We start from the raw sequence: 26,229 nt of genomic DNA on the forward strand, positions 1-26,229 counted from the left end.
GAATGTGATGATCCTATGAAAGTCATTATTCTCGCCGGTGGCGGAGGTAGTCGTTTATTTCCTCTTTCCCGTACCCTGTTTCCTAAACAATTTTTAAAACTCAATGGGGAAGAGTCGCTGCTTGCCCAGACCATAACCCGATTTTTGCCTATGGTCAAACCTTCTGACATGGTAGTGGTGACCAATCAGGAATATGTTCATCATGTCCGGACAGAACTCATCCTGGCTAAGGCTCAGGGAGCCCATATCCTGCTGGAGCCGATGGCACGAAATACAGCGCCGGCAGTTGCATTCGCGGCACAATACTGCCTCGAACATTTGGGCTGTCAACCCGATGAAATACTGTATGTAACACCCTCTGATCACATAATCCGCCCGATAGAGACGTTTGCAGCAAATGTTCGCCAGGCCATTGGATTGGCGAACATGGACAAGATTGTGACTCTTGGTATACGACCCAATCATCCGGAAACCGGTTATGGCTATATGCAGGCAGGTACACCTTTTAGCGGTGGCTTTGCCGTTCAATCCTTTCGGGAAAAGCCAGATCTAAAAACAGCAGAAGAATATCTGGCTGCTGGCAACTACTACTGGAACTCAGGTATGTTTGCGTTTGCGATTCAGTGTTTTATGGAGGAACTAGCAGCGTATCAGCCCGATATTTACGAGCTGGTCCAAAGTGGTTTGGACGGGATGAAGGAGAATTTCACCCTAATGCCCAATATCTCTATTGACTATGCAATTGCTGAAAAATCCCAAAAGATGGTGATGCTGCCGATTACGGCGGAATGGAATGATATCGGTTCATGGGATGCAATCTATGACGTGCTCGATAAGGATTTGGATGGCAATGCAGTAAAAGGGGATTGCATTCCGATTGAATGCTCAAATACCCTGATACTGGGACATAGTCGTCTTATTGCCGGCATCGGTCTTGAGGATATTCTGGTAGTGGAGACAAACGATGTTATCGTTGTTGCTAAAAAAGGCGAATCCCAAAAGGTCAAGGATCTTGTTTGTGAACTAAAGGAGAAGGGCAGGATTGAGGCGGACCAGCATACAACTGTTTATCGACCCTGGGGCTTCTATACCGTACTTGGTTCTGGTCCAGGGTATAAAATGAAAAAGATTGTTGTGAATCCCGGTGAAATCCTAAGTCTGCAAATGCATTATCATCGTAGTGAGCATTGGATTGTTATTGGCGGTACGGCAAAGGTCACTATCGGTATTGCAGAACAAATGGTACATGAAAATGAGAGTGTTTTCGTGCCGCAAACCACTAACCACCGACTTGAAAATCCCGGAAGACTGCCTCTTCAGATTATCGAAGTACAGAACGGCAGCTATCTGGGTGAAGATGATATTGTGCGTTTTGATGATCGATATGGGAGGTCATGAGCCGTAGAGACTTGATTGAGGCACTAAAATCTGTTCATGCTGAAGCTTGCTTTCGAGATACCCGCAAAAGAGTGATTGCTGCCTGAGGGCAAACCGTTACCGAAGCAAAGATGACGATAAATGTAGGATAATGGTAAAAAACCTCCCATACTAGGGAGGTTTTTTGTATTAGTGTCTAAAGTAAGAGGCAAGGAATTTATTATTTGTTTGGGACTTAGCTTATGCTCTGCCGGACCTCTTTATTGCTTTGATGCTTTCTCCAACCGTGGATGAGAGAATATACCACGGGTACGACTATAAGCGTCAGGAGGGTAGAGGTAATAAGGCCGCCGATGATGGCGTGGGCCATCGGGGCCCGGGCTTCAGCACCTGGTCCGATGGATAGGGCAATTGGGAGCATGCCGAAGATCATTGCAATGCTGGTCATAAGAATAGGGCGCAGACGGATGCGGGCCGCGTCCACTAGAGCGTCATTGCAGGAAGTGCCTTCCTGCATGCGTTGCTTGGCGAAATCAATCAGGAGAATCGCATTCTTGGTAACCAGTCCCATTAACATCATAATCCCGATGAGTGAGATTAGGCTCAATTCACTACCTGCTAGAAATAATCCGGCCAGAGCCCCTATGACAGCCAAGGGCAGGGCGAGCATGATGGCGAAGGGTTCGCTGTAACTTTCAAATTGGGCCGCCAGAACCATGAAGATAAAGGCTGCCGCTAACACCAGCGCAATGGTCATGCTGGAAAACGAATCATCCATATCCTCGGTTTGACCGGCGCCGCCTACTTGATAGCCTGCAGGCAGTGGGATTTCGTTCATATCCTCGTAGAATTTGTTGTTAAAATCACCAAGGGTGGTTTTCTCCAGGTTAGCTGTTAACCTGATTTCTTTTTGCCGATCATAGCGGTTAATCTCTGACGGACTGGTGGCGTACCCCATGTTAACTACTTGGGACAACGGAATCAGGAGTCGCTGTCCGTCTGTTTTCATTTTTTCACTGGTTAGAAACACATTCTGCAGACTTTCTGGGCTGCTGCGATCCTTAGCATTAAGCCGTAGGTTGATATCGACCCGTTCATCGCCGTCGCTGAACTTGCCAATCACTGTTCCCTGCAATAGCGTTTGCAGGGCGTTGCCGATGGTGGAGGTGGATATACCTAGATCATTAGCTCGTTCTGTTTTGATTGTAATGTCCAGATTGGGACTGCCGGGACGATAATTCGACACGATGTCTCGGACACCGGGAATGGTCTCCATTTTCCGGTGCAGCTGTTCTGCAATCTCACCAAGTGTTTCTACGGATTCGCCAGTTAGGGATACACTGACTGGTTTTCCGCCGCCCTGTTCGAAGTCAGCACGGATACCGGGAATGCTGTTGAGTTTGTTTCTGGCATCACCAATAATTTCGATTTGGGAGCGTTCACGGTTTTGTTTAGGAATCAATGTCACAAACAGATTTTGTTCACCGGCAGCGGTGGTACTAAATACATGCTGTACCTCGGGAAGTTGCTGCAGGGTCTCCACCAGATAGAGTGTTGATTGATCCAGACCTTCAATTGTAGGACCGATCTGTGTTTGTACCTTGACTGTGAATTGAGCCTGGTCGGTATCCGGGATAAAAGATGAGCCCAGATAGGGGAGGAGCAGCATGCTGAGCAGAAACAGTGCTGCGGAGATACCTAATGTTTTTTTGCGATGAAATTGCAATAAGTTGTGCAATATAGAAGCGTAGGAAGTTGCCATTTTTTCAAATAGAGTATTCCAAGTCATCCACCAGCGACCTAGCCTGCCTGTTGCGTGCTGTCCCACGGGTAAATATAAGGCGGCCATCATTGGCGTCAGCGTAAAAGCGATGAATAGAGAAATCAGGACAGCAAAAGCAATGGTCAGCCCGAATTCTTTGAAGAATTGCCCCACAACGCCGGACATAAAACCGACTGGGATAAATACGGCGACAACGGTAAAGGTAGTGGCCATGACCGCCAGAGCAATTTCTTTCGTCCCATCGGCAGCGGCCGTCATCGCCGATTTGCCCAGCTGGCGGTGCCTAATAATATTTTCGATCACTACAATGGCATCGTCAATTAACAGGCCGACAGATAAGGAAAGACCGAGGAGAGACATGCTGTTGATGGTGAAATTGGCCAATTTCATAAAGAAAAAGGTGGCAATAATGGAGGCGGGGATCGTAAGGGCGCTAATTACGGTACTGCGCCAGTCGCCCAGGAACCAAAGGACGGTGATCACTGCAAAAACGCCGCCGACAATGAGATCAAACCATACTTCATGAATGGATTCTTCGATGCGTTTGGCATCATCCCGCACCATATGCAGCGCTATGCCTGACGGCAGATCTTGCTGAATTCTTTCTAGTGCCGCCTTGACTTGTTTAGCGACTTTTACAGCATTGGCGCCGGACTGTTTGCCAATTTCCAGTCCAACAACCTCCTGACCGTCATAGCGGGCAATGCTTTCGATATCCTTAACAGTATCTTTGACAGTGCCAATTTGTTTATAATATACCGGCGCACCATTACGGATACCCATGACAAGGGAAAGAAAATCCTTAGGATCTTTAAAATTTCCGGCGGTTCGTACCGCTAATTCATTTGTGTTTTCGGTAAGCTTACCTGCTGGAATATCGAGATTTTCCTGCTGCAGGCGCTGGATGATTTCCGGTACGGAAAATCCGAAAGACGCCACCTTGTCCCGATCCAGCAATAATTCGATGCGCCGTTCCTGTAGACCCGTTACTTTCAATTGTCCTACCCCACTGATTTTTTGCAGACGGGGTTTGATCACGTCTTCCACCAGAATGCTTAATTCACGAAGGCTGGCAGTGTCGCCAGTAAAGGCAATCGTTGCAACCGGGGACGCCTTCATGTCGTATCGGGCAATGATAGGTTCCTTGATTCCTTCCGGCAGCTCGCCGCGGATGGCACTGAGCTTATCTCGGACGTCCTGGGCGGCCATAGCCGGATCAATGTCCAGATTGAACTCAATGCCTGTTCGGGAATACCCTTCCGATGAGGTGGATTGAATGTGCTTGACACCCTTAGCCTCGCCGACAGCTTCTTCTACCTTCTTGGTTACCTGGGTGTCCATTTGCTCCGGTAAAGCCCCCTCATAGGTAATCATGACGGATACGTAAGGAAGAGAGACATCTGGATTCTCATCGACATTCATGCCTAGATAACTGACGATACCTAGTAAAATCAGAGCCAGAAGGCTTACAGTGGCGAAAACGGGACGTCTAATACTAAGTTCAGGCAGACTCACAGCGTATTGCCTCCTTCCGTCAGCAGGGCATCACCATCTTTGATTTTATCCAGGTTGTCGATTATGATCGGCGTATTTTCCTGCAATCCAGCTGTGATTTCAATTGAATCGCCGAGTAATTCTCCCGTCTCCACAAGGATTTTCTTGGCTTTTTTATTGTCATCTATGTAGACATAATTCAATCCCTTGTGTTTCACGATTGCCTTGTGAGGTACTGCAAGGACCGTTTTGACATCGCCAGTGGACAGCGTGGTCTGGGCAAACATTCCTGGTTTTAGTAGTTGATCTGGATTATTGATTTTGACTTTTACCCGGAACATACGACTTTCATTGCCAGCGGCAGGATTAATTACCGCAATAGTTCCCCTGAATATTTCTCCGGGATAAGCGTCAACGGTAATTGCTACATCCCTTCCTAGCTGAGCTGCAGCAATGTCTTTTTGTTCGATATGCACTACGACGTAAACCTGATCCAGCTGTTCCACGGTTAAGAGCGTATTGCCGGGGGAGACGACTTGTCCGACAGTGACTGCCTTATTAGCTATTACACCGGTTACAGGAGTAGTGATTAGCGTATCCTTTGCTTGTTTTTGTGCACTGTTTAAATTGGCGTAGGCATTATCTACTTCGGTGCGGCTGGTAATCAAACGGGCTTCTGTGCTTTCCAGCTGCTGTTTGGTAATGGCATTTTGAGAGTAAAGGGTTTGATAACGCTGATAATCCATTTGTGCTGTATGCAAATTAGCCTCGGTGTGGCGGACATTGTTCTCGGCAATTCGTACAGCGTTATTCAGTTCTAGCGGGTCTAGTGTGATTAGCGTTGCACCAATCTGTACAGCCTGACCATCTTCCACCAGGATTTGCTCCACTTTACCTTGAAAGCGGCTGCTGATCAGGACTGAAGTTAAGCCTTCTACTGTACCGGTTAGTGACAGCACCTGCGGTTTATTAACCAGTCTGGTTACCGCAGTAGTAACTGCAAGGGGCTGTTCGGCGATAACTGCTGTCTGTTGGGAGTTATAGATACGCCAGGCAGTTATACTGCCGATGATAAGTAATATTAGCACGATCATGAGTGTACGAATATTTTTCGTTTTGAGCATCCAGATTTTCTCCTTTAATGGGTTTATTGAGTCACAAAGGTACAATGCCGCTGCTGTGGCACACAAAGGAGTACACAAAAAATAGAAATAGAACCCTTTGTGTCCTTTGCGCCTTTGTGGTTCGATTCGTTTTATAAGTTTTTTACTATATCAATATTTTTAGCGCAAGTGAGCCTTCGGATATCCCTAATATCCGCTCTAAAATCACTTCAGCAATCTTGCTTTTACGGGTAAATAGTTTGGGTGCCTCTTTATTATATTGGGACTCCCATAAACAACTAAGGGTGCTCCAAAAAAAGCAAATGGTTTCATCAATAGACTGTACATGTATAGTACCTTCCTCAGTACCTTGCTGAATAACATCTGTTAGCACAGGATTTAAAATCGTATCACTTTGTTTCCAAGTTTTAAAAAGCAAAGAAAATTCCTGCTCTTCCCATAATAAATAAAACACGATATCCGTTTGATCAAAGCGAAAGAGATAGCCGATCAATAGCCTGAGTTTATGTAAGGCTGTAACGGAGGCACCCAAATTTTTTATCTCAGCAGCGAGTTTTGTAGAGTAACGAGCGATAATTGCTTCCAGAATCGCTTCTTTGGAAGGGAAATAATAATAGAAAGTTCCTTTGGCAACACCTGCTTTTTTGACGATATCAATAATCATCGTTTTATTGTAGCCGAAAGCAATGAATAATTCTTGGGCTGCATCTATCAATTCCGATCGCCGGACCTCGGGGTCTTTTATCGTTCTAACGATGATTGTCACCTCCTTAAAATAACTGACCTGGGTCAGTTATTATATTATAAAGAAATATTACCATTGTCAAGAAAAACTATTCTGCAGGAATGCCTATTTCCAGAAATAGATATCCGCCATGGAGCATCGTCTTATGACATCATATTGATTACGATTTTGATGCGTATTTGGTTCATTCAGTGCATATGGAAGTATCCAAATACATTACAAGTGTATTGGAAACCGGAGCAGCCGTATGTTATGAAAAGAAATAAATAAAAAAAGATGAACCGCGAAGGAAGCGAAGAAATGTAAAGAACACGAAGAGGTAGTATACCTATTCTTTATTCTTTACAGTCTTCGCTTTTTTTGTGTTCAAATGATTTATTTTTTAGGCGTGCAAAGTGTTATTATTATTATTTAAATATGTTGGGATGCCTATCCTTATAAAGTCTTATGAAAAAGTAGCAGTCCGCCGTTCAGATTATCTAGGAACTGTTTTTTTCGGTATCAGAGGTATGACAGCATTATATGGGTAATGTAAGAACATTCCCAAATATCTCTCTTATGATATAATAGAAATAAAATAAATAAATGAGAGATAATATGAATAAAAACAATGTATTTCTAGACTTAAAAGAAAATTATAATAAATTAACAGGAAGCCAAAAGAATATCGGACAATATGTTCTAGACAATTATAAAGAGATTGCGTTTATGTCGGCAATTGAATTAGGTGAAAAAGTAGGAGTCAGTGATGCTACGATTATAAGATTTGCTCGTTCCATTGGTTATAGTGGTTTTGCAGAGTTGAGAAAACAAATCAGAGAGGGGATTAAGAACTTTGATCCTCCTCATAAAAGGCTTTCACAAAGCGTTGATGATCTTCATAATGATAACGATTTGATTTCACAAGTTGGCAAAAAAGATTTAAAAAATCTCGAAGAATTTTTAGTAAATTTCGATATGGATAAAATAAATCAAGCTGTTGATGAAATCTATAAAGCAAATATCATCTATTTAATTGGAGCAGGATCTTCCGGTGTTCTAATTGATTTTCTAGCTTTGCATTTAAGAAGAATGGGGTTTCGTGTACTTGCATTAAGTGAAGGCGGAGTGGCAAGTATAGAAAAAATAATACCGATCACTGAGAATGACTTACTCATTGCTTGCAGTTTTCCGAGATACTCTAAAATTACCTTTGGAGCCATTGATTTTGCCAAACAAAAAGCGGCAAAGATACTCTCCATTACGGATAGTTACTTTTCTACGATGAGTATGAACAGCGACATTGTATTTTCATTAAAAATAGATAATTCCACTTTCTTTAATTCCTATGTAGTGCCTATGGAATTATGTAATGTTTTAACTATGAGTATTTTAGAGAGAAACAAAGAGAAAATATATGTAACATTAAAAGAAAATATACAAAACATGGAGATGTTTAGAGAAAAACTGTAAGCTTTCTTATGAGAGAGAATAGAGCAGCATAGAATGAATCGAACAATAAAAACACCAGCGGTCTACAAGACGGCTGGTGTTTTTTTGTTGAGTCTATTGTATTACAACTTAATGTAGTGTATTATAACATTTATATTATAAAATGTAGTGTATACGACGTTTGCAATTGAAAATAGTGAAGTAAAGGAGGCGATTTTTACTAGAAAAAGCCAAATTGTAAAAATAAATGATTAATAGGAGGATGTACCAGTGTTAGGATTAATGATCGCACTATTCTTTTTATGTATCTGCGGCTATGCTATTTTTAAAAAATATAAGGCCCAAACCGTATTATTAACAGGCGGTTTTGCCATGATGTCAGTTGCTATCCTTTTAGGAATGGGAGATATTCTGCCTGTTAAGAATTCTACAGGAAGTCCTTGGTTTGACATGTTTCAGTTTGTTGCAGTTCTTGCATCGAAGCGAGCTGCAGAGATCGGTATGTTAATTATGGTCGTTACTGGTTTTGCCCGCTACATGGACAAAATTGGTGCCAGCAGAGTGCTTGTTCATATTTGCATCAAGCCTCTGCAGGCTCTGCGGTCACCTTATATCGTAATGGCCCTTGGCTTTATTATTGGTCAATGTTTACACCTTTTTATTGCCAGCGCTTCAGGTTTAGGTGTATTGCTAATGGTAACGATGTATCCGATTCTTATTAGCCTTGGGATCAGTCGGAATGGTGCTACTGCTGTAATTGGAACCACTTCTGCTATTGACCTGGGTCCTAGCTCAGGCAATACGGTACTGGCAGCAAAAACGGCTGGACTGCAAACCGTAGATTATTTCGTCACGTATCAGCTTCCAGTGGCTGTAGTTGTTATATTGGCCATTGCAGTAACTCATTATTTTGTACAGCGTTGGTTTGATAAAAAACATGAAGGTGGATTGGCTGCAGGGGTACCCCGGGAAGAGGAAAAAACAGATCATAAAAGTGATACAGAGCCTCTTCGTCCGTTGTGGTATGTATTTTTGCCAATTTTCCCAATGATATTAATTTTAGCATTTGGCTTTTTTAAGTTTCGAGGAATACACTTAGATATTATTCCTTGTATGTTTGTCAGTTTATTTATTTCTATGGTTTGTGAAGCTCTCACGACTCGGAATGTAAAGAAAGTTTTTGCAAGTATTCAAACTTTTTTTGATGGAATGGGAAGTCAGTTTGCTACGGTTATTACATTAATTGTTGCTGGCGAGACACTAGCCCAAGGACTCACAGCCTTGGGTGCTATTGATACGCTAATCAATGTCACACAGTCAACAGGTTCTGGCAAAACAGTCATGGTCTTGGTTATGAGTGGGATTATTGCTGTTAGCTGCATTGTTATGGGATCGGGTAATGCCCCTTTCTTTGCTTTTTCAGCTTTTGCACCCCAAGTTGCGAAGAAATTAGGCTTTGATGCTGTGAATCTGCTTTTGCCCATGCAGCTTACTTCCAGCCTGGCTCGCGGCATATCACCCATTACAGCGGTAATTGTAGCGGTATGCGGTATTTCGGGAGCATCACCTTTTGAAGTAGTCAAGCGAACTGCTATTCCTATGGCAGTGGGATTGCTTACCACCCAGATTATGACTTATATACTATTTGGGTAACGAATCAAGCAGAAGGTAGAACATATACTGGAATCGAAGGTAGGGACAAAAAATGGAACAGTTTGATTTGGAACGGTATTTAAAAGAGCTAGAGTATCTTGTGAATATAGACAGCGGTTCAAAGAGTCTAGAAGGTGTTGCGCAAATCGGGGAGTATTTTTCAGAGAAATTTAAAGCTGCAGGATGGAATATAAAAAAATATGACATCGCAACTGAGATTGCTCCTTGCATTGAAATTACCAATCGTGATACAGACCGCTTTGATATTTTACTTTTAGGACACATGGATACGGTATTTCCAGCGGGGACGGTTAAGGAAAGACCTTTTACAATAAAAGATGGAAAAGCATATGGTCCCGGTGTCATCGATATGAAATCCGGCTTGTTATCTGCCTATTATGCTTTAGATGGGCTGAAAGACCAAGAACTTTCGATATGTTTACTACTCAATAGCGAAGAGGAAATGGGATCAAGGCGGGTTCGTCCTTGGTTAGAGAAGGCAGCTGGTAAAAGTCGCTATGTATTTGTTTTGGAAGCTGCGAGAGAAAATGGTGATTTAGTCTTGACGCGAAAAGGGCTTGGGCGATATACTTTTGAGTTTCATGGTGTAGCGGCTCACGCTGGTGTTGCCCCACAAAATGGTATAAGTGCCATTTTGGAACTAGGGCACTGGATTGTTGCTCTTCATGGCCTGACTGATTTTTCTTCGGGCCTTACACTCAATGTAGGCACAGTTGTAGGTGGTACAACCGCGAATGTGGTAGCCGACTACGCTAAAGCAGAATTGGATTTTAGGGTTGCTGATATGAGTCAGGTACATATCATAGAGCAAAAAATTGATTCATTACTGGCACATGCAAAAACATCTGGTGTTAAGATCGGAGTCTCTGGCGGTATGACTCGGCCACCGTTGAACCCTACGGAAGAAACCCAAAAGATTTGCAGATTGGCAGAAACCATTGGCAAAGAGGTAGATATGAGGGTTCATTGGGCTAAGACGGGCGGCGGTTCGGATGGAAATTTTTCAGCAGCCTTAGGTGTGCCGACTATTGATGGATTAGGACCAGTCGGCGGCAATGCTCATGGTATTCACGAGTATATGCTTATCGAGTCTGTAGAGCCGCGGATTCATTTGCTAAGGAGAATGATTAAAGAGGCCGTAAAAGTAAAATAGTGCATTTTCCTGCTAGCGATAGTAAAGCCCCCGCAATATCCTCGATAGGGTATATATTGCGGGGGCTTACTATATAGATGATTTTTTTGAATAAAGAATATATAATATAAGTCATATGATAAGATTGCTTTCAAAGATGTAATGGATAAAGATTCAGGAGATTGATGGAATGAAGAACCTTTTGGTATTGCCACAATTACGATGTTCCTTTGAAAAAGAACTGCCGGATACACAAGTGCTGCTTGTCGCGGGGGGAAGGAAACCAGCATCTGACTGGCTGATTCAGGCCGCTGACCAGTTTCCAGTTTGGTGTGTAGATAGCGGTATTGATAGTTGTTACGCGAATCACATTATTCCCGAGCGGCTCATTGGTGATGGTGATAGTGCCACATCTCAGGGATGGGCTTGGGGGGAGAGCTTGGGAATCCCTGTGGAGGTCTATCCGGCAGAAAAGAACTTGACGGATTTACAACTGGCATTACAAAGGGTGGGAGTGGTTCATGGACATGCAGCAGTCACTATAACTGGCGTATGGGGAGGCCGCTTCGATCATACCTTTAGTAATATCCATTCATTAAAGGGCTGTGAAGATTTTGGGATACGGGGTTGTTGCGCTGCAGATGAAAAAGAGGTACTGATCTTATTAAAAGGTAAGGATTCTGTATGTATAGAAACGGCTGCGCCTCCAGAAGTAGTTTCTTTACTCCCGTTATCTACGGAATGTACGGATGTATCGATTGAGGGTGTTCACTGGCCCTTAGCCAATGTTACATTGCGTGATGCCCTGCCTTATGCTGTCAGTAATCGCCCCAATGAAATGAACAGGGAAATTCGCGTTTCGATAGGAACAGGTTGGTTAGGGATCTATTTATGCTGGAAAGGAGATGAGTGTTATGGAAGCAGCTTTTAGTAAGAATATAGCAATGATATTTGAACAGCCTACCAGTGTTTTTGCCCTAGCAGCTATGGTGGCATTGATTCTAGCTTTTGCATACATAAAAAAAGTAAAACTGAATACATCGATGATGGTTCATATTGGCTTAATGCTTGCATTGACCGTCATTTTGCATACTTTCCGCTTGTACCATATGCCCCAGGGGGGCAGTGTAACCTTAGGAGCAATGATTCCTCTTTTACTGATTGCCTTTCGCTATGGACCGGTTGTCGGGTATCTGGCGGGATTTACCTATGGTCTGCTTAATTTACTCCAAGATCCTTATATCCTGCATCCTGTTCAAGTCCTTTTTGATTATCCCCTGCCATATATGGCACTTGGTCTGGCAGGCTATTTTAAAGATCGAATGCTGTTGGGAGCCATTGTCGGCAGTTGTGGTCGATTTATTTGTCATTTTATATCTGGGGTAGTTTTCTTTGCCAGCTATGCGCCGCCTGGAACATCTCCCTATTGGTATTCCTTGGTGTTTAATGCCACCTATCTTTTACCGGAGTTGATGATCTGCCTGCTCATCTTACGTGTACTGCCAGTGAAGCGTTTGCTGCTTCAAATGAGAAATAGTGAAAATTATGTGTCAGGCTATGGACGGTGAATTTAAGAGAGATTAACTGGTTCGTGGCAAAGTGTTGACGATTTATAGAAAATAATAAATTCCTGCAAGAACTTTAAAGAGAACTTGCAGGAATTTTGTATATTAGTGGGAAATTAAGAAAGAAAAGTAATTACAACATCTATTTACTTCTACGTTACCAATGGGTTACACCAATCGAAGTGGGACTATTATGTCTAGTAAGTTAGAAGGCCCTTGCATGTCAGCCATATATGGGTATTGAGGAGTTGATTGTTCTGTGAACATAGCAAAGAGCGAAACCAAAGAATTATTGGCAGCTCTAAAAATTACCTTGCCAATTATTCAAGAACTTCTTCCATTGGATATTATGTTTGGTATTACTGACCAGGAAAAATTTATTTACTATTTGCCTGGCAAAGAGATTGATATAAAACTTCCGCTAGGAGCGCCTATCCCGCAAAGTGCAGGGTTTAGGAAAGTGCTAGAAATAGGGCAGGCTTCCAGCATCAATGTGGAGAAGGAAGCATATGGGGTAGCTTTTAAGTCAAATTCTCTCCCGATAAAGGATGAAGATGGAACGATCACTGGTGTGATTGCATTGGGGATCAGTCTGCTAAATCAGGAGATTATTAGCCATGCAGCTCAAGCCTTGGATGGATTTTTTTCATTAGATAATGAATGGCATTTTTCATATGCAAATCGAGTAGCTATGGAATATGCTGCCAGATATGCATCTCTAAATGTAGCGCAGCAGCTGATCGGTAAATACATATGGGATATTGTCCCTAAAACCCCGATGTTCTTTGAGAATATAACGAAAGTTAAAAAGACAAGAACTCCTGTGCACTTTGAAATTTTTTCGCAATTCGGACAGCAGTGGATGAGTGTGAATATCTATCCCTTATCGGATGGAGGATTAACCGTTTATTTTCGTAATATCGATGAACAAAAAAGAATTCAGCGAGAAATGGCTCGACTCGAGCAACTACACTTAGTAGGGGAAATGGCAGCCGGTATATCACACGAAATCAGAAATCCTATGACCACGGTTCGCGGGTATTTGCAAATGCTTAAGGTCAAGGATCGGCTCCTTGACTTTAGTGAGCAGTTTGATCTGATGATTGAAGAATTAGATCGGGCCAATCAAATTATTTCAGAGTTTTTATCTTTGGCCAACAATAAAATCGTTGTGCGCACACCCATCAATTTGGTAGAACTTATTAAAGCAATATTACCTTTGATAGAATCGGATGCCCGCCTTTTAGGGCAAAATGTAAAAACGCAGCTGCAAAAAATTCCAATGGCTTTGTTAGATCCAAGAGAAATACGTCAGTTAATATTGAATCTAGTACGTAATGCCTTTGAATCAATGCAATCAGGAGGGACTCTAACAATTCGGATTTATAAAAATAATGATAAGATCGTATTTGCCGTACAAGATGAGGGATCTGGAATTCCAGAGGAGATACGATCCAAACTAGGAACTCCATTTCTTACTACAAAGGAAAAGGGAACTGGTCTTGGCCTTGCAACGTGTTATAGTATTGCAAAAAGGCATGATGCTACGATTGACTTCACGACGGGTGATTCAGGAACTACTTTTTATTTGTATATAAAAGAGTGTGAGGGATAAAGACAGAAGCAAGCTGCTAGGACTTAGCATTAGTTAGTGTTGTAATAAAAATGCCCCCAATCGTAGTTTTTTTATTCTACGACTGGGGGTACTTTTTATTCATTTCCAATTTATTGGTTCAGCTTACGATTAGGTAGACGTTTTTTTATTTTCAGCCCGTTTAAAAAAGAATCTTAAAAGAATTTATATAAGTAGAAGTCGATATACAGGAAAAAAATAATTGATAAAAAGAGTTCCTTGGCTATATCGATTTCAAAATAATAGAAAGGTTGTGTAAAAATGTCTACTTATAATGTAACGACTTATACCCAATTAAAAAGTGCGGTGGCTTCTGCCACATCTGGTGACACAATTTATATTGGAGCGTCCATTACTTGTTCTGCGCAAATCGTAATGAGTACCAGCGGTGTAACCCTAAAGGCAGCAACGGGAGTAACACCTGTTTTAGATTTTTCCGCTATCGGAAGCATTAATTCAGGTTCAAAGGGGATTGGGATCTATGTAACTGGTAGCAATAATACCATTTATGGTCTTATTATTCAAAATGCCGGGGATAATGGAATAAAGATTGAAGGAGCTAGTAATACGGTGCAAAACTGCATCTTCCGCTATAACGGAGATACTGGTCTACAGATATCCAAGTCTACAGCTAAAAATAATACAATAAAGTATTGTGATTCCTATAGAAATTGTGATACAGCAACAAGCGGCGGAAATGCGGATGGTTTTGCATGCAAATTGAGTGCGGGCACAGGCAATCAATTCATCGGATGCCGAGGTTTTCAAAATTCTGACGATGGTTGGGATAGCTACGATATGAATAATGATGTTACATATACAGATTGCATTACTTGGCATAACGGAGACGCCAGTATAACTACTTATGCAGGCAACGGTAATGGGTTCAAACTTGGGTCTAAAGGCGGTAATGGAAAACGAACTATGACTCGCTGTATCGCTTGGGATACTCAATATAATGGAAAAAAAGGGTTTGACCAAAACAATGGTATTGGTGCTACAACATTAACAAATTGTCTATCCTTTGACAATGTTATAGGCTACCAGTTAGACGACGCATCTAGCCTTGTCATGAAGAATTGTCGAGAGTTCAATTGCGACAGTGATGAGCTGCCATCCGGTGTTTCTGTTACGAAGATTACTGATACAACAAAACAAGCTTCCATTCGGAGTGCGGTCAAGACTGCATGTAACAAAATTTTATCCAATTGCGAAAATAATATTATTACAGGAGCGATCACTTTAGATATATGGGACTAATATCCAGAAAATGTTTATTACTGGTGCTTGCAACTTGCCTCTGGCTTCGGCTGGGGGCTTTTATTTGTTTATAAGACCAGCTTACAAGAATATGATTAAATCATGTCTAAGAGGCTAATGAATCGATAGCAACAGTCAATGTAGCTTTTTGATTCATGAAATCACCTTTTGGTGCAAAGCGAATTGAAATAAAAGGGAAAAATGGGATTTTATCTTATATAATGATAATGTTGCAAAATTGCTTGAACATTAAAAAGGAGGAATGGATAATAAAAATTTGACTGATACCGAAGTTGGCTTGCCATAAATACTGGGAAAAAATATTTTCGTAATCATGGATTGATCCGTTTAAAAAAGCGTCTTTAAACAATGTATATAAGTAAAAGCCGATATACGCGAAACATAATCAAATCATAAGATTTTTTGATTATATTGGCTTTGCAAAAAGCATTAAAAATTTAGGAGGCGATTTAGATGGTATACAATCAAGATTTACCTAGATACAATGCGGCAGATATCACGGAAAGCTTTAGGGGATGGAAAGAAAAACAGAATATTGCCACTAATGGTGCAAATATTGCTGAAAATATTAAAATTGCATGCACAATGAATAAAGCGTCTTTTAACGGTATTACGAATAGTAGAATTACAGAAAAAGCATGGGGACAGCGTTAGATTTTGCACCACTAGTGCGTAAATATACTTGGAATAAATCGGAGGATGTAAGAGCAGAAGCATGGTTAGCAGTAGTGGAGGCAACAAAATTATATGATTCAACTAAGGGAATACCATTTGCTGGCTTTGTAAAAAGCAGAGTCAAATATTCAGTTTGGAATATGCTTAGAAAGCAACATAGACAATGGGAGCATGAAGTGGATTTGGAAAGTAACGAAAATAATGAAGAAAACAGTTTAATTGATATATTATCGAGTGGCACAAATGTTTCGGATGAGGTCGAACAGATATTTCTGATGGAAGAATTACGAGAAGCTATTAATATGTTACCCGAACGTCAGCGTGTTGCTGTAATTAAAACGGTGGTTTGTAACTTTAGCCAAACTGAAACCGCAGCTACATTGGGAGTAACGCCACAAGCAATATATAATTTGCGAAATCGTGGGCTAGCCCGTTTAAAAAAGAAACTTGAAAGAATGTATATAAGTGAAAGCCAATATACAGGACAAAACAATTGATGAAAGTTTCCTAGACTATATTGGATTATTGAAAGTTATAAGGAGGTGGCGCTTAGATGCGTATATTAAGAAATGTTAAGAACTAGTTTCTTTTTTAACTTAAATAAAAAACTGTAGGAGTGTTAATTATGAGTGATTTATATGTATCTACATCAGGAAGTGCCAGTAATTCAGGCAGTGTGAGCAGCCCAACTATCCTTACCGCGGCAATTACAAAGGTAACTGCAGGTGGAACGATTTACATGATGTCAGGAACCTATACTTATGATTCTCAACTAACGATTGAACGCGGCAATGATGGAACATCAGGCAGCTACAAAAGTATTATGCCATACAAATCTGGAACAGTAATCTTAGACTTTTCTTCCCAAGCTTATGGAAATCCATCCAGCGTAACCAATCCTAGAGGACTGCAAATAAACGGAAATTATTGGCATATTAAAGGTCTTGCTGTAAAAGGTGCCGCTGACAATGGTATTTATATCGGTGGAAGCTATAACAAAATAGAACTTTGCGAAACGTATGAGAATAGAGACTCAGGCTTGCAGTTAGGGCGGTATATTTCCACCGCTGCAGAAAGTGATTGGCCAGCCAATAATGAAATCTTAAATTGTACTTCTCATGACAATTATGATCCTGATAATGGGGAAGATGCAGATGGTTTTGCCTGCAAGCTAACTACCGGTGAAGGCAATGTATTTAGAGGGTGCATTTCCTATAACAATGTTGATGATGGCTGGGATTTATATACGAAAACCGCCACTGGCGCTATTGGTGCTGTAACGATAGAAGATTGTGTAGCCTTTAATAACGGCGTAACTTCTGATGGTACATCTACAGCAAATAGCGATGGTAATGGATTTAAATTAGGCGGAGATAAAATATCTGTTAACCATATTGTAGAAAATTGTATTGCCTTCAACAATAAAAAACATGGATTTACTTATAACAGTAATCCTGGCTCTATCGAGTTAACAAATTGTACAAGTTATAATAATGGAACTACGTCAGGAAGCAACTTCGCGTTTGATAAAGGCACACACGTATTTACTAATTTATTGTCCTACATAGCCAGTTCGAGTGACAAGACAAGCGGCACTGATGTAAATAATTCAAATGTCTGGTGGAAAAACAAAAAAAGTACAAATGCAAATGGATTAGTTTGCAGCGAGGCAGACTTTGTTAGCCTCACTCCAGCTGTAACCAGAAACTCAGATGGTTCTATCAACTTTGGAACCTTCTTACAACTTGCTACTGGTAGTGATCTCATCGGTACAGGTACTCCAAGCGGCACTAATATTGGAGCCAGATAACATAAAAACAACGCTCACCTGCCCGGCATCGAAAGGTGCCGGACAGGTGAGCGTTGGGATCTGGGAAAAATACATGGCATTTCTGTCTGATGAAAATTATATGTTTGACTGGTGAATAAGAAGGCTTAATTAGTTTCGTCCTGCGTGACTGCAATAGCATCACCATTTTTTATATCGTTCATGTTGCTTGTTATGATCATGCTTTGCTGTGGAAGGTCAGAAGTGATTTCCGTGAAATCGCCAATGGTTTCTCCAATGCTGATTTCTTGCAGGAGCGCTTTTTCACTGACCGCGAGGTAGATGAGATTTCGGCCCTGATCATCTTGAAATATTGATGATTTAGGAACTGCGGGTGCGAGAGTTGTTTTGCCGGTATCGATATGAATGGTAACGGACATACCAAATGTAAGTAAACCATTTGGATTAGCAGCAAGTTTCATATGAGCAAGATAGGCAGAAACTTCTTCTGCTTCAATTCGAGGATAGATGCTGGAAATTTGGCCTCCGATCGTTTGCCCAGATACTTCTATTGTAGCTGGTGTGCCTAAATGAACCAAATACAGATCGTTTTGATTCAGAGGAATAACAACTTCTACTTCTTGACCGCTTCCTAAGGAAAGCAGCTGCTGACCAGCCTGTACCGTTTTTCCTGAAGATGTGGATAAACCAGTCACGATGCCGTCGATTGGTGCGCTGATAGTAGCAGAGCCGTTTATAGTGCTGCTAGAAGATTGCGTTGTATTTTGGACATTGGACAAGTTTTCTTTTGCTTCTTGCAAACGGGCGGCAGCAGTATCCACTTGCCGCCGTGGAATCGCCCCTATTTCGAATAATTTTTGTAAGCGGTTAAATTCTTTTAAGGCATTGTCATAATTGGTTTGTGCCTGGGGAGAAGATTCTGCAGCCTGAGCGGCTATTGGCTCTGAAGATGCCTGAGCCTGGAGCTTAAGCAGAGGCTGGCCTGCTTTGACTACTTGTCCCTCTGCGACGTATAGTTCACTAAGAAGGCCAGAAAAGTCTGCCGTAATCGGAGTGGATGTGGCATGTTCGACAGAACCCGTTCGAATGATTTGTACTGGCTTATTTATGGTGCCTAAAGGTACAGCAGTGAGGTTAATTGGCTCTCGGGGAACCCTGTGCTCATTCCAAAGTGAAAAAGGGAACAGATTATTATGATTGGCGGCTAACAGTAGTGCCACGGCAAATGAAAGTACGGTTAGTAGAGCGACAATGGGATATTGCTGGATTAATTTCTTCACCTGTGTTTCCTCCAATAATGATACTGTAGTAGTTACTATGTTCTCACTTTTCACTTTTTACGTCAAGTTTTGATAAAAAAAGCGAATTAAATTGCAGGATAGGACAGTAAAAAAGATGGATTTCCGGTATAATGTAGGGTAGAGTGGTTGAACATTGTTTGTGACCATACTACAGCCAGAATGTTTTGGCGGCTATATTTATTTAAAGAGGAGATACATCGTAATGCATATTTCGAATGAACCTCATGAGACGCAAAAAGTAGGCAACCAGTGGACGAAGTTTATCTCTGTCCGATGGATTGTTTCCTCCATGTGCGTACTTAGCATATTTTTGATAATCCTTTTTGCAAACTATCATCAAAGCATTAGTGCTGGCAGCCGTGTGATCCCTGAACCGGAGCCGATTCGGCATAGAGAGAATGGACAGGTTCAAGAGATTGAAAAAATGGCGAGAGATACGGATCAGCTAGCGACAAAGCCTTCTATTTGGCCAACTAGCGGAGAAGTTACCTCTGGTTTTGGCTGGCGTAATTCGCCTATGGGTGGCGGGAGTGAATTGCATCCGGGGATGGATATTGCCAACAGTATGGGGGCACCCGTTGTTGTCGCGGCTGATGGTGTGGTTGTGCAGAGTGGAGCGGCTGGAGGCTATGGCAATATGGTGCAGATCGATCATGGCAATGGCATTTCGACTATTTATGGGCATAATTCCCGCATTATAGTAAGCGTCGGTCAAAGTGTGAGAAAAGGTCAGGTTATTTCTTATGTGGGCAGCACAGGGAAAAGTACTGGTCCTCATCTTCATTATGAAGTCAGAGTAAATGGGAATGCGGTGGATCCGATTGGCTTTATGGTTCAATAGTCATCGGATAACTAATAAAATCCTGGAGGAAGGCTTGAGCATTCCTCCAGGATTTTATTAGTTAATGTAAGATATCCCACATTTGTTTTCCAATTAACAATGTTGTCATTGAAATGAATAGTGGTTTTATATAAGTGGTACCTTTGGCAATTGCAAACCGAGAACCTGCGATTGCACCAAAAACCATTGCGATCCCCATGCTGATACCATAGACATAATTGACGGAACCGAATAGCAAAAATGTTGAGACTGCACCAAGATTGCTCGCTAGGTTCAAGGCCTTGGCATTTCCCGCAGCCACCACAAAATCAAAACCAAGCATTAAAAATGCAAAGATTAGAAATGATCCTGCTCCCGGTCCGAAAAATCCGTCATAAAAACCCAGTAGGAAAGCAACACAACCTCCTAAGATGCCGACCCTTTTACTAATGCCTTTATAAGTTGACTGATCACCCCAATCCTTTTTGAAAATCGTATAGATGGCTACTAAAATCAACATAACGATAACTAATGGTTTTAAAAATTCCGGTGGAATCAGCCGTACCGTATAGGCTCCTAATACAGAGCCAAGCAGGGATAAGGGGAAAAGATATTTCACTAAACCAAGTTCCATGTTACCTGAACGCAAAAAGGAGATACTGCTGGTACTGGAACAGCAGATGGAGGCAAGTTTGTTAGTCCCTAATACAACACTGGGAGGCAGTCCTGTCATCAGCAGTGCTGGCATGGATATTAAACCGCCGCCGCCAACAACAGAGTCGATAAAAGCAGCAACAAAACCTGCTCCGAATAGAAAACTAAGCATTTCCAAGCTAATATGATCCATAAACATTACCCTCCGATTTTTACTATACGTTATCCATGTCTTCTATGCCTTATCTTATAGCGCAGCCAACGTTCACAATCTGTCCATATGGCAACAATCATAAAACCGCCAATAAAAAGCCGCCACCAATTTAGACCGCTGTAAAATTGGTCAATGCATAAAAATACAACGATAATCGTACATACAAAACTACAAGCTCGCATGGCTTTGCCCCCTTATCCTGCCAGCCTCAAAAATAAGTCCATAACCGTTTCATGACTTTATTCTGCACAACCTTATTGGGTGCTGTCTCTTGAATTTATTATAGCCAGTGCGTATACTTAAAGTAAAACAAATAAAATTCATTAATAATATGCAAAAAATTAATATTTACTTAAAGGGGCAATAATGAATATTGATGACATTCAAGCATTTTTAGCGGTTGTCTCTAATCAGAGTTTAACAAAGGCTGCTGAAATTCTTCACCTATCCCAGTCTTCCGTGAGCCATCGCCTCAAAAACCTGGAACAAGAACTGGACCTGGTTCTGATTGAACGCGGGAAAGGATTAAAAACCATCTCTCTTACTCCTGCGGGTGAAGATTTCATTCCAGTTGCCGAAAAGTGGATTCAATTGTTATTAGAAACCCAATCCTTAAAAGCACGTACTCGGTTGTCTTTAGCAATTGGTGCAGTTGACAGCGTAAATACCCATGTGCTGCCCAATATTTATCAGCAGATCATCCAACAGCACCCCGCCATGCGCTTACATATCTATACCCAGAATTCAACAGATCTTTATACATTAATTGAACAGCGGACGATCGATATTGCTTTTGTTTTGCATGAGAGAATCATAAAGAATATTGAACTATCTCCCTTTTTTGCAGAACCTATGGTTGTGGTCCGTTTGGCTCTGCCAGAGCATTTAGGGGCTCCCAATATTGACCCAGATCAGCTGAATCCCCGTGATGAATTGTATCATGAATGGTTTCCAGCTTATCAGATTTGGCATAACAAATGGTGGGACCCTTTTCAGTCATCTCATATTCAGGTAAGCAACGGCCCCATGGTTTTACCTCTTCTTAGAACACCAAAGCAATGGGCCATTGTTCCCTTATCCATCGCTCAATCCACGGTAGCAGCTAACACATATACCATTCAAAGATTGAGTGATCCTCCTCCCGACCGAATCTGTTATAAGCTTACTCATAAATTTGCGAAATCCAGAACAAAAGAAGCAATAACCATTTTTGATGCCTTTGCGGCAGAAATATTCAAAGAAGTTGATTACCTGACAAAATATACTTGATAATAGGAGGTACTTTAAGATGCAAAAAATACGTATTGGTATTGTAGGCTATGGAAATCTAGGCAGAGGTGTGGAATTAGCGATTGGCAATAATCCAGATATGGAACTTGTGGCCGTTTTTTCACGTCGCAGCCTCCCAGGGACAAAAAGCGGTGTACCTGTCCTCTCCATAAAGGATGCTGCCGCCTATAAAGAAAAAATCGATGTGATGTTGCTGTGTGGTGGATCGGCAACGGACCTGATAGAACAAGGTCCGCTGATTGCTTCGCTTTTTAACACTGTGGATAGTTTTGATACTCATGCTAAGATTAACGACTATTTTGCTTCGATGAATAAGATTGCTGGGATTTCAGGGACTGTTGCAACCATCTCCGTCGGCTGGGACCCTGGTCTCTTTTCACTAAACCGACTTCTAGCCAGTTCAGTCTTACCTAATGGAACAAATCATACATTCTGGGGTAAAGGGGTAAGTCAAGGTCATTCCGATGCCATTCGCCGCATTGCCGGTGTAAAAGATGCAAAACAGTATACCGTTCCTAAAGAACAGGTAATTGCCTCCCTGCGGGCAGGGGAAAGTCTAGATGTCAGTTCCAACACAGCCCATACCCGTGAATGCTATGTTGTAGCCAAGCCAGGTGCAGATCTTGATGCCATTACAAAAGAGATTAAAACTATGCCCCATTATTTTGAAGGATATGAAACTCATGTTACGTTTATATCGGAAGAAGAACTCCAAGCTGAGCATGCAGGTTATCCCCATGGTGGTTTTGTCTTCCGTACTGGTTCCACCAGTCCAAATACCAACCATGTTATGGAGTTTGCCCTTAAACTGGACAGCAATCCTGAATTTACTTCCAGTGTCCTCGTAGCCTATGCCCGGGCGACTTTCCGCTTAGCCCAAAAGGGCAGCACAGGTGCCTTTACCGTATTTGATATTCCCTTTGGTTGGTTATTGCCGAAGTCAGGTGAAGAGTTGCGGGCCACAATGCTTTAGTGATTGTGGTGGAGAGGGAGGAAACGAGAAGGACGAGGGGGAGTCTTTTTGTCATTTACAAGTATTTTGCTGCTGATTTTTTTAGTAGCAGCGATATTGATTATAGGAGGACTTATTAAAAGAAAAGTTCAAGTGAAAAAGATCTTTACATTTACCACGATTATGTTCGTTTTAATAAGTTGTATCATATTTAGTGTTTATCAATATTCTCAAAGGTCAAGTAGTCTTATATTTACTAAAACAACTAATCTTAGTGATGAGAATATAGGGGAGCTTCAATTGTATGAGAATATTGATAATAAAGGGTTTACAAAGAGGTATGGAACAAACCTTGAAAGAATTGATAATTCCTTATTTGATTATTACAAGCTAAGTGATGGTTTGATAATTGCTGTAAATAAAGATAGGCAAATTATCAGAATCATAAAGAACAATGAGTCAGATCATAATATAAAAACAAATAAAGGCATTGGACTAGGAAATGTAGTTGATGAAGTTATTAAAGTCTATGGAAAAGATTATTATAAGAGGATGTCTGATTTTGGTGTACCAATCATTGGCTACGTGGATAAAAATAAAAAGGTGACCATTGAATTTTTTAACTACCAGAACGAGGTTACAGAAATTAGGTATGATATTATGTCAATCGAGTAATGATACTCGAAAAAGTAAGATGAGGAACAGTCCTATTTTGGCAACTTCCATTTAATTAAAAAAGTAATTAGGATATTCATGGTATAGTGGAAAAATGTTGACAATCTAGGATTGCTTCTCTTAATCTCTTCAGAGTGGCGACGATCTGCCGAGTCTTTGATACTGGCAAGGAATGATTTAGTTCTATAGTAAGGTTTGTAGCTTGACAGTGAGGTATAAATATTATATAGTTAGTTTGATGAAACTAACTATTGAAAAGGAATAATTTTATGGCAACTAAAGAGGTAATCGTCAAAGCAATCAATGTTTTATCAGACTCAATGCGCGAATGTATGCGAAAACATAAGGAACAGACTCCGAATAGTCAGGAATTATTTAATTTATCCATAACCCAATTGCATTATCTCCATGCAATAAGGGAGCGGACGAATCCTACGATTAGCGAACTTGCCGAAATATTTGGAGTGCAAAGATCAACAGTAACCGTTGCAGTTAATAAGTTATTGCAGCGCGGCTTTGTTGAGAAATTTTCATCTCAAAGCGATTTACGAGTCGTGTATGTACGCTTGTCGGGGAAAGGAAAACATTTAATTCAGATCGAGGACTTGGGATACTATCAATTTGCTGATCTCATTATGGAGACATTGGATGAGACGGAAAGGAAGACCTTTACATTTCTTTTAAATAAAGTTACCAATAATATTACCCGCAATTAAGCGGGTTTAAAATAAACATATAGTTAGTTTTATAAAACTAACTATATGCAAAGACATGAATTTAAGGAGGTTAATGATGAAGAAAATATCTGGTTTTTTAAGCGTTTTTTTAGTCATTTTAATTTATTTTGGGGCATCATTCTCTTGCCTAGCCAATGATACTCAGAGTGTATCGAATCAAGAGGTTCTTTTGCTTATTGTAGATCAATCGAAAGAAACTTATGGCACCCAGCTGCAGAGTGAGGTATTTACACAATTAAAGAAACAGTTAAAGGCTGCAGTGATGAAAGAAAGTGAGCTGATAAATCAAAGTAGCCATGAAATTGACAAAATAGCGAAGGTTGAACAGCCAGAGTTATTAGAATTGGCTAAGAAGACAGGTGCAGACCAAGTACTAGTCGTAGAGATATTGCCGGTTAAGTCTGATTTTAGTGATATTGTATTTTATAAGGCGATACGATCAGATGCTACATTAAGAATTCGTTTATATGACGTGGCAAGAAAACAATATGTGCTGTCTGAAGACGTGGCAGGTACAGATACTAATAAAACCTTCATTCCGTATACATCTGTAGGAAAGAAGGTAACGGTACTGGAAGCGATTCATAAAGCGACTGACATGGCAGCACAAAAGGTAAATCAAAATGCAAAAAGTGATTAATACGTATAGCTAAAGTCTCTGCCGCATGGAGGTGGCTTATGAATAGGAGGCAATTTATTAAGTGGAGTGGTGCAGGCCTTGCCGCAGCAGGAGGAATTTCTCTGTTTCACTCCCTGGCGCAGTTAAAAGAAGTAGCTAGAGACAATTTTTATGATCATGTCCAAGAAACAGAAAAAGAGTATATGGAACTGCTATATCTAGCATCCTTAGCGCCTAGCGGCCATAATACGCAACCATGGACAGTAAAGTTTATTACCTGTCATCATTGGCTTATCGGTATAGATGCTGCCAGGTGGTTGCCTGTTGTGGATCCAGAGAATCGGGAAGCTTTGATTTCAATCGGTGCTTTCTTAGAAAATCTAGCTGTAGCGGCAAGGACAAAAGGGTATGATATAGAGGTTCAGCTAAAAGCACAAAGTTCCAAAGATAAAGAAATAGTGGATGTGCAGCTATATAAAGTAGGTCAGACAGAACCTTTTGACATTAAGAAGATTCAATTACGCAGAACCATAAGAAATAACTTTCTTACGAATGAATTATCCAGTGAAGATATTCGATTTCTTACAGGGAAAAACAAAGAGTCGTTCTTTTATTTCTCAAGGCAGGGCAAGGAAGGTAAGTACCTATCCCAAGGGACTGTTTTAGCAAATAAAATACAGACCGATCGAAATTCTACGCAAGAGGAATTAGCAAAATGGATTCGATGGTCTAATGAAGAGAGTAAGAAGTATCAAAACGGATTGACAGCTGAAACAATGGAAATTGAAGGAATATCACGATGGTTTGTTAAGAATTTTTACTCCCATCAATCTGCATTAGCAAAGCATTTTCGTGAAGCAACCATTCAGAAAATACGGGAGCAGGTAGTAACCGGCAGTGGATGGCTGCTCCTTACGAGTAAAGATTCTTCTGTTGCGGAATTGATTAATGTGGGGCGGAACCTTCAGCGAATATGGCTTGCAGCAAGAGATAAAAAAATAGCAATTCATCCCATGACTCAGATGATTGAGGAGACCGCAATACGAGATGAGCTCTCGTCGACATTAGGAATTGCAGAGGAGATCCAACTCCTATTACGGGTTGGTTATATAAATGACTATCCCAAACCCGTGAGTCTAAGGATGCCCTTACAGTGTATCATCATATAGGGATACTTGTTGTCACCAACTGGTAGAGTTGCGATAAGGTTATCAATAAAAAATAATGGATATGATCAAAGGACAGAGTGAAAAAATTCAATCTG

At 41.1% G+C, this 26,229-nt stretch carries 24 protein-coding genes; 18 read left to right on the forward strand and 6 right to left on the reverse strand.

Annotated elements, in window-relative coordinates; translation table 11 throughout:
- Positions 1–15: 15 nt before the first annotated feature.
- Positions 16–1,398, forward strand: a complete 1,383-nt coding sequence (locus tag LMF89_RS04890) for a mannose-1-phosphate guanylyltransferase/mannose-6-phosphate isomerase (protein ID WP_229534136.1) — start codon at positions 16–18, stop codon at positions 1,396–1,398.
- A 214-nt stretch (positions 1,399–1,612) separates the two neighbouring features.
- Here the strand turns inward: LMF89_RS04890 and LMF89_RS04895 are convergent, their stop codons facing one another.
- The 3 genes from LMF89_RS04895 to LMF89_RS04905 form a co-directional block, all read right to left on the reverse strand.
- Positions 1,613–4,675 carry an efflux RND transporter permease subunit gene (locus LMF89_RS04895; RefSeq protein WP_229534137.1) on the reverse strand — a complete coding sequence of 1,021 codons (3,063 nt, stop codon included), beginning with the start codon at positions 4,673–4,675 and terminating at the stop codon, positions 1,613–1,615.
- Positions 4,672–5,778, reverse strand: a complete 1,107-nt coding sequence (locus LMF89_RS04900) for an efflux RND transporter periplasmic adaptor subunit (protein WP_229534138.1) — start codon at positions 5,776–5,778, stop codon at positions 4,672–4,674. The genes LMF89_RS04895 and LMF89_RS04900 overlap by 4 nt, the downstream gene beginning before the upstream one ends.
- Before the next feature lie 145 nt (positions 5,779–5,923).
- Entirely contained in the window at positions 5,924–6,544 is a 621-nt protein-coding gene (locus LMF89_RS04905) for a TetR/AcrR family transcriptional regulator (protein ID WP_229534139.1), read from the reverse strand.
- A 576-nt stretch (positions 6,545–7,120) separates the two neighbouring features.
- Here LMF89_RS04905 and LMF89_RS04910 point away from each other — a divergent pair.
- The 10 genes from LMF89_RS04910 to LMF89_RS04955 all read left to right on the forward strand — a co-directional run bounded on the left by LMF89_RS04910 (position 7,121) and on the right by LMF89_RS04955 (position 17,724).
- Complete coding sequence (locus LMF89_RS04910; RefSeq protein ID WP_229534140.1) at positions 7,121–7,975, forward strand: MurR/RpiR family transcriptional regulator; 855 nt, start codon at positions 7,121–7,123, stop codon at positions 7,973–7,975.
- 249 nt (positions 7,976–8,224) lie between these two features.
- Complete coding sequence (gene dcuC, locus LMF89_RS04915; protein WP_229534141.1) at positions 8,225–9,607, forward strand: C4-dicarboxylate transporter DcuC; 1,383 nt, start codon at positions 8,225–8,227, stop codon at positions 9,605–9,607.
- A 52-nt stretch (positions 9,608–9,659) separates the two neighbouring features.
- Positions 9,660–10,781 (forward strand): M20 family metallopeptidase, encoded by a 1,122-nt coding sequence (locus LMF89_RS04920; protein ID WP_229534142.1) that lies wholly within the window; start codon positions 9,660–9,662, stop codon positions 10,779–10,781.
- 169 nt (positions 10,782–10,950) lie between these two features.
- Entirely contained in the window at positions 10,951–11,691 is a 741-nt protein-coding gene (locus tag LMF89_RS04925) for a thiamine diphosphokinase (RefSeq protein ID WP_229534143.1), read from the forward strand.
- Positions 11,675–12,328 (forward strand): energy-coupled thiamine transporter ThiT, encoded by a 654-nt coding sequence (thiT, locus tag LMF89_RS04930; RefSeq protein ID WP_229534144.1) that lies wholly within the window; start codon positions 11,675–11,677, stop codon positions 12,326–12,328. The genes LMF89_RS04925 and thiT overlap by 17 nt, the downstream gene beginning before the upstream one ends.
- A gap of 256 nt (positions 12,329–12,584) precedes the next feature.
- Positions 12,585–13,940, forward strand: coding sequence for a two-component system sensor histidine kinase NtrB (locus tag LMF89_RS04935; protein WP_229534145.1), 1,356 nt, complete (start codon positions 12,585–12,587; stop codon positions 13,938–13,940).
- A 279-nt stretch (positions 13,941–14,219) separates the two neighbouring features.
- The gene (locus tag LMF89_RS04940; RefSeq protein WP_229534146.1) at positions 14,220–15,218 is read left to right on the forward strand and encodes a right-handed parallel beta-helix repeat-containing protein; all 999 of its coding nucleotides are present in this window, start codon (positions 14,220–14,222) and stop codon (positions 15,216–15,218) included.
- Positions 15,219–15,692: 474 nt separating this feature from the next.
- Positions 15,693–15,893 (forward strand): hypothetical protein, encoded by a 201-nt coding sequence (locus LMF89_RS04945; protein WP_229534147.1) that lies wholly within the window; start codon positions 15,693–15,695, stop codon positions 15,891–15,893.
- Positions 15,878–16,411, forward strand: a complete 534-nt coding sequence (locus tag LMF89_RS04950; RefSeq protein ID WP_229534148.1) for an RNA polymerase sigma factor — start codon at positions 15,878–15,880, stop codon at positions 16,409–16,411. Before LMF89_RS04945 ends, LMF89_RS04950 begins: the two co-directional genes overlap by 16 nt.
- 128 nt (positions 16,412–16,539) lie before the next feature.
- The gene (locus LMF89_RS04955) at positions 16,540–17,724 is read left to right on the forward strand and encodes a right-handed parallel beta-helix repeat-containing protein (protein WP_229534149.1); all 1,185 of its coding nucleotides are present in this window, start codon (positions 16,540–16,542) and stop codon (positions 17,722–17,724) included.
- Positions 17,725–17,849: 125 nt separating this feature from the next.
- Here LMF89_RS04955 and LMF89_RS04960 read toward each other — a convergent pair whose 3' ends face one another.
- Positions 17,850–18,983, reverse strand: a complete 1,134-nt coding sequence (locus LMF89_RS04960) for an efflux RND transporter periplasmic adaptor subunit (protein ID WP_229534150.1) — start codon at positions 18,981–18,983, stop codon at positions 17,850–17,852.
- Positions 18,984–19,206: 223 nt separating this feature from the next.
- Here LMF89_RS04960 and LMF89_RS04965 point away from each other — a divergent pair, with 223 nt between their 5' ends.
- On the forward strand, positions 19,207–19,845 hold the full coding sequence (locus LMF89_RS04965; protein ID WP_229534151.1) for a M23 family metallopeptidase: 639 nt from the start codon (positions 19,207–19,209) through the stop codon (positions 19,843–19,845).
- A gap of 61 nt (positions 19,846–19,906) precedes the next feature.
- On the opposite strand, the gene LMF89_RS04970 is transcribed toward LMF89_RS04965, so the two are convergent.
- Together LMF89_RS04970 and LMF89_RS04975 are read right to left on the reverse strand one after the other, a co-directional pair.
- Positions 19,907–20,671, reverse strand: a complete 765-nt coding sequence (locus LMF89_RS04970) for a TSUP family transporter (RefSeq protein ID WP_229534152.1) — start codon at positions 20,669–20,671, stop codon at positions 19,907–19,909.
- A 29-nt stretch (positions 20,672–20,700) separates the two neighbouring features.
- A complete protein-coding gene (locus LMF89_RS04975) occupies positions 20,701–20,874 on the reverse strand; it encodes a hypothetical protein (protein ID WP_229534153.1) in 174 nt (57 codons plus the stop codon).
- Between the two features lie 184 nt (positions 20,875–21,058).
- On the opposite strand from LMF89_RS04975, the gene LMF89_RS04980 reads away from it, so the two are divergent.
- From LMF89_RS04980 to LMF89_RS05005, 6 genes are all read left to right on the forward strand, one after another.
- The gene (locus LMF89_RS04980) at positions 21,059–21,961 is read left to right on the forward strand and encodes a LysR family transcriptional regulator (RefSeq protein ID WP_229534154.1); all 903 of its coding nucleotides are present in this window, start codon (positions 21,059–21,061) and stop codon (positions 21,959–21,961) included.
- 19 nt (positions 21,962–21,980) lie between these two features.
- Positions 21,981–22,955, forward strand: a complete 975-nt coding sequence (locus tag LMF89_RS04985; RefSeq protein WP_229534155.1) for a diaminopimelate dehydrogenase — start codon at positions 21,981–21,983, stop codon at positions 22,953–22,955.
- Between the two features lie 48 nt (positions 22,956–23,003).
- Complete coding sequence (locus tag LMF89_RS04990; protein ID WP_229534156.1) at positions 23,004–23,609, forward strand: hypothetical protein; 606 nt, start codon at positions 23,004–23,006, stop codon at positions 23,607–23,609.
- Positions 23,610–23,878: 269 nt separating this feature from the next.
- Positions 23,879–24,325, forward strand: a complete 447-nt coding sequence (locus tag LMF89_RS04995) for a MarR family winged helix-turn-helix transcriptional regulator (RefSeq protein ID WP_229534157.1) — start codon at positions 23,879–23,881, stop codon at positions 24,323–24,325.
- Positions 24,326–24,398: 73 nt separating this feature from the next.
- Positions 24,399–24,986: a hypothetical protein gene (locus LMF89_RS05000; RefSeq protein WP_229534158.1), complete on the forward strand. Its 588-nt coding sequence runs from the start codon at positions 24,399–24,401 to the stop codon at positions 24,984–24,986.
- Positions 24,987–25,024: 38 nt separating this feature from the next.
- A complete protein-coding gene (locus tag LMF89_RS05005) occupies positions 25,025–26,134 on the forward strand; it encodes an Acg family FMN-binding oxidoreductase (RefSeq protein WP_229534159.1) in 1,110 nt (369 codons plus the stop codon).
- Positions 26,135–26,229 lie beyond the last annotated feature (95 nt).

The sequence above is a fragment of the Pelosinus baikalensis genome (genome assembly GCF_020819555.1).
Lineage (GTDB): Bacteria > Bacillota > Negativicutes > DSM-13327 > DSM-13327 > Pelosinus > Pelosinus baikalensis.

Excerpts from the sequence above, each read along its gene's own strand:
- LMF89_RS05000 (WP_229534158.1), top strand. The coding sequence starts at position 24,399 with ATGATGAAGAAAATATCTGGTTTTTTAAGCGTTTTTTTAGTCATTTTA.
- LMF89_RS04890 (WP_229534136.1), top strand. The coding sequence starts at position 16 with ATGAAAGTCATTATTCTCGCCGGTGGCGGAGGTAGTCGTTTATTTCCT.
- LMF89_RS04900 (WP_229534138.1), bottom strand. The coding sequence starts at position 5,778 with ATGCTCAAAACGAAAAATATTCGTACACTCATGATCGTGCTAATATTA.
- LMF89_RS04995 (WP_229534157.1), top strand. The coding sequence starts at position 23,879 with ATGGCAACTAAAGAGGTAATCGTCAAAGCAATCAATGTTTTATCAGAC.
- LMF89_RS04945 (WP_229534147.1), top strand. The coding sequence starts at position 15,693 with ATGGTATACAATCAAGATTTACCTAGATACAATGCGGCAGATATCACG.
- LMF89_RS05005 (WP_229534159.1), top strand. The coding sequence starts at position 25,025 with ATGAATAGGAGGCAATTTATTAAGTGGAGTGGTGCAGGCCTTGCCGCA.
- LMF89_RS04965 (WP_229534151.1), top strand. The coding sequence starts at position 19,207 with ATGCATATTTCGAATGAACCTCATGAGACGCAAAAAGTAGGCAACCAG.
- LMF89_RS04975 (WP_229534153.1), bottom strand. The coding sequence starts at position 20,874 with ATGCGAGCTTGTAGTTTTGTATGTACGATTATCGTTGTATTTTTATGC.
- LMF89_RS04985 (WP_229534155.1), top strand. The coding sequence starts at position 21,981 with ATGCAAAAAATACGTATTGGTATTGTAGGCTATGGAAATCTAGGCAGA.
- LMF89_RS04950 (WP_229534148.1), top strand. The coding sequence starts at position 15,878 with ATGGGGACAGCGTTAGATTTTGCACCACTAGTGCGTAAATATACTTGG.
- LMF89_RS04910 (WP_229534140.1), top strand. The coding sequence starts at position 7,121 with ATGAATAAAAACAATGTATTTCTAGACTTAAAAGAAAATTATAATAAA.
- LMF89_RS04925 (WP_229534143.1), top strand. The coding sequence starts at position 10,951 with ATGAAGAACCTTTTGGTATTGCCACAATTACGATGTTCCTTTGAAAAA.
- LMF89_RS04970 (WP_229534152.1), bottom strand. The coding sequence starts at position 20,671 with ATGGATCATATTAGCTTGGAAATGCTTAGTTTTCTATTCGGAGCAGGT.
- LMF89_RS04980 (WP_229534154.1), top strand. The coding sequence starts at position 21,059 with ATGAATATTGATGACATTCAAGCATTTTTAGCGGTTGTCTCTAATCAG.
- LMF89_RS04955 (WP_229534149.1), top strand. The coding sequence starts at position 16,540 with ATGAGTGATTTATATGTATCTACATCAGGAAGTGCCAGTAATTCAGGC.
- LMF89_RS04940 (WP_229534146.1), top strand. The coding sequence starts at position 14,220 with ATGTCTACTTATAATGTAACGACTTATACCCAATTAAAAAGTGCGGTG.
- thiT (WP_229534144.1), top strand. The coding sequence starts at position 11,675 with ATGGAAGCAGCTTTTAGTAAGAATATAGCAATGATATTTGAACAGCCT.
- LMF89_RS04920 (WP_229534142.1), top strand. The coding sequence starts at position 9,660 with ATGGAACAGTTTGATTTGGAACGGTATTTAAAAGAGCTAGAGTATCTT.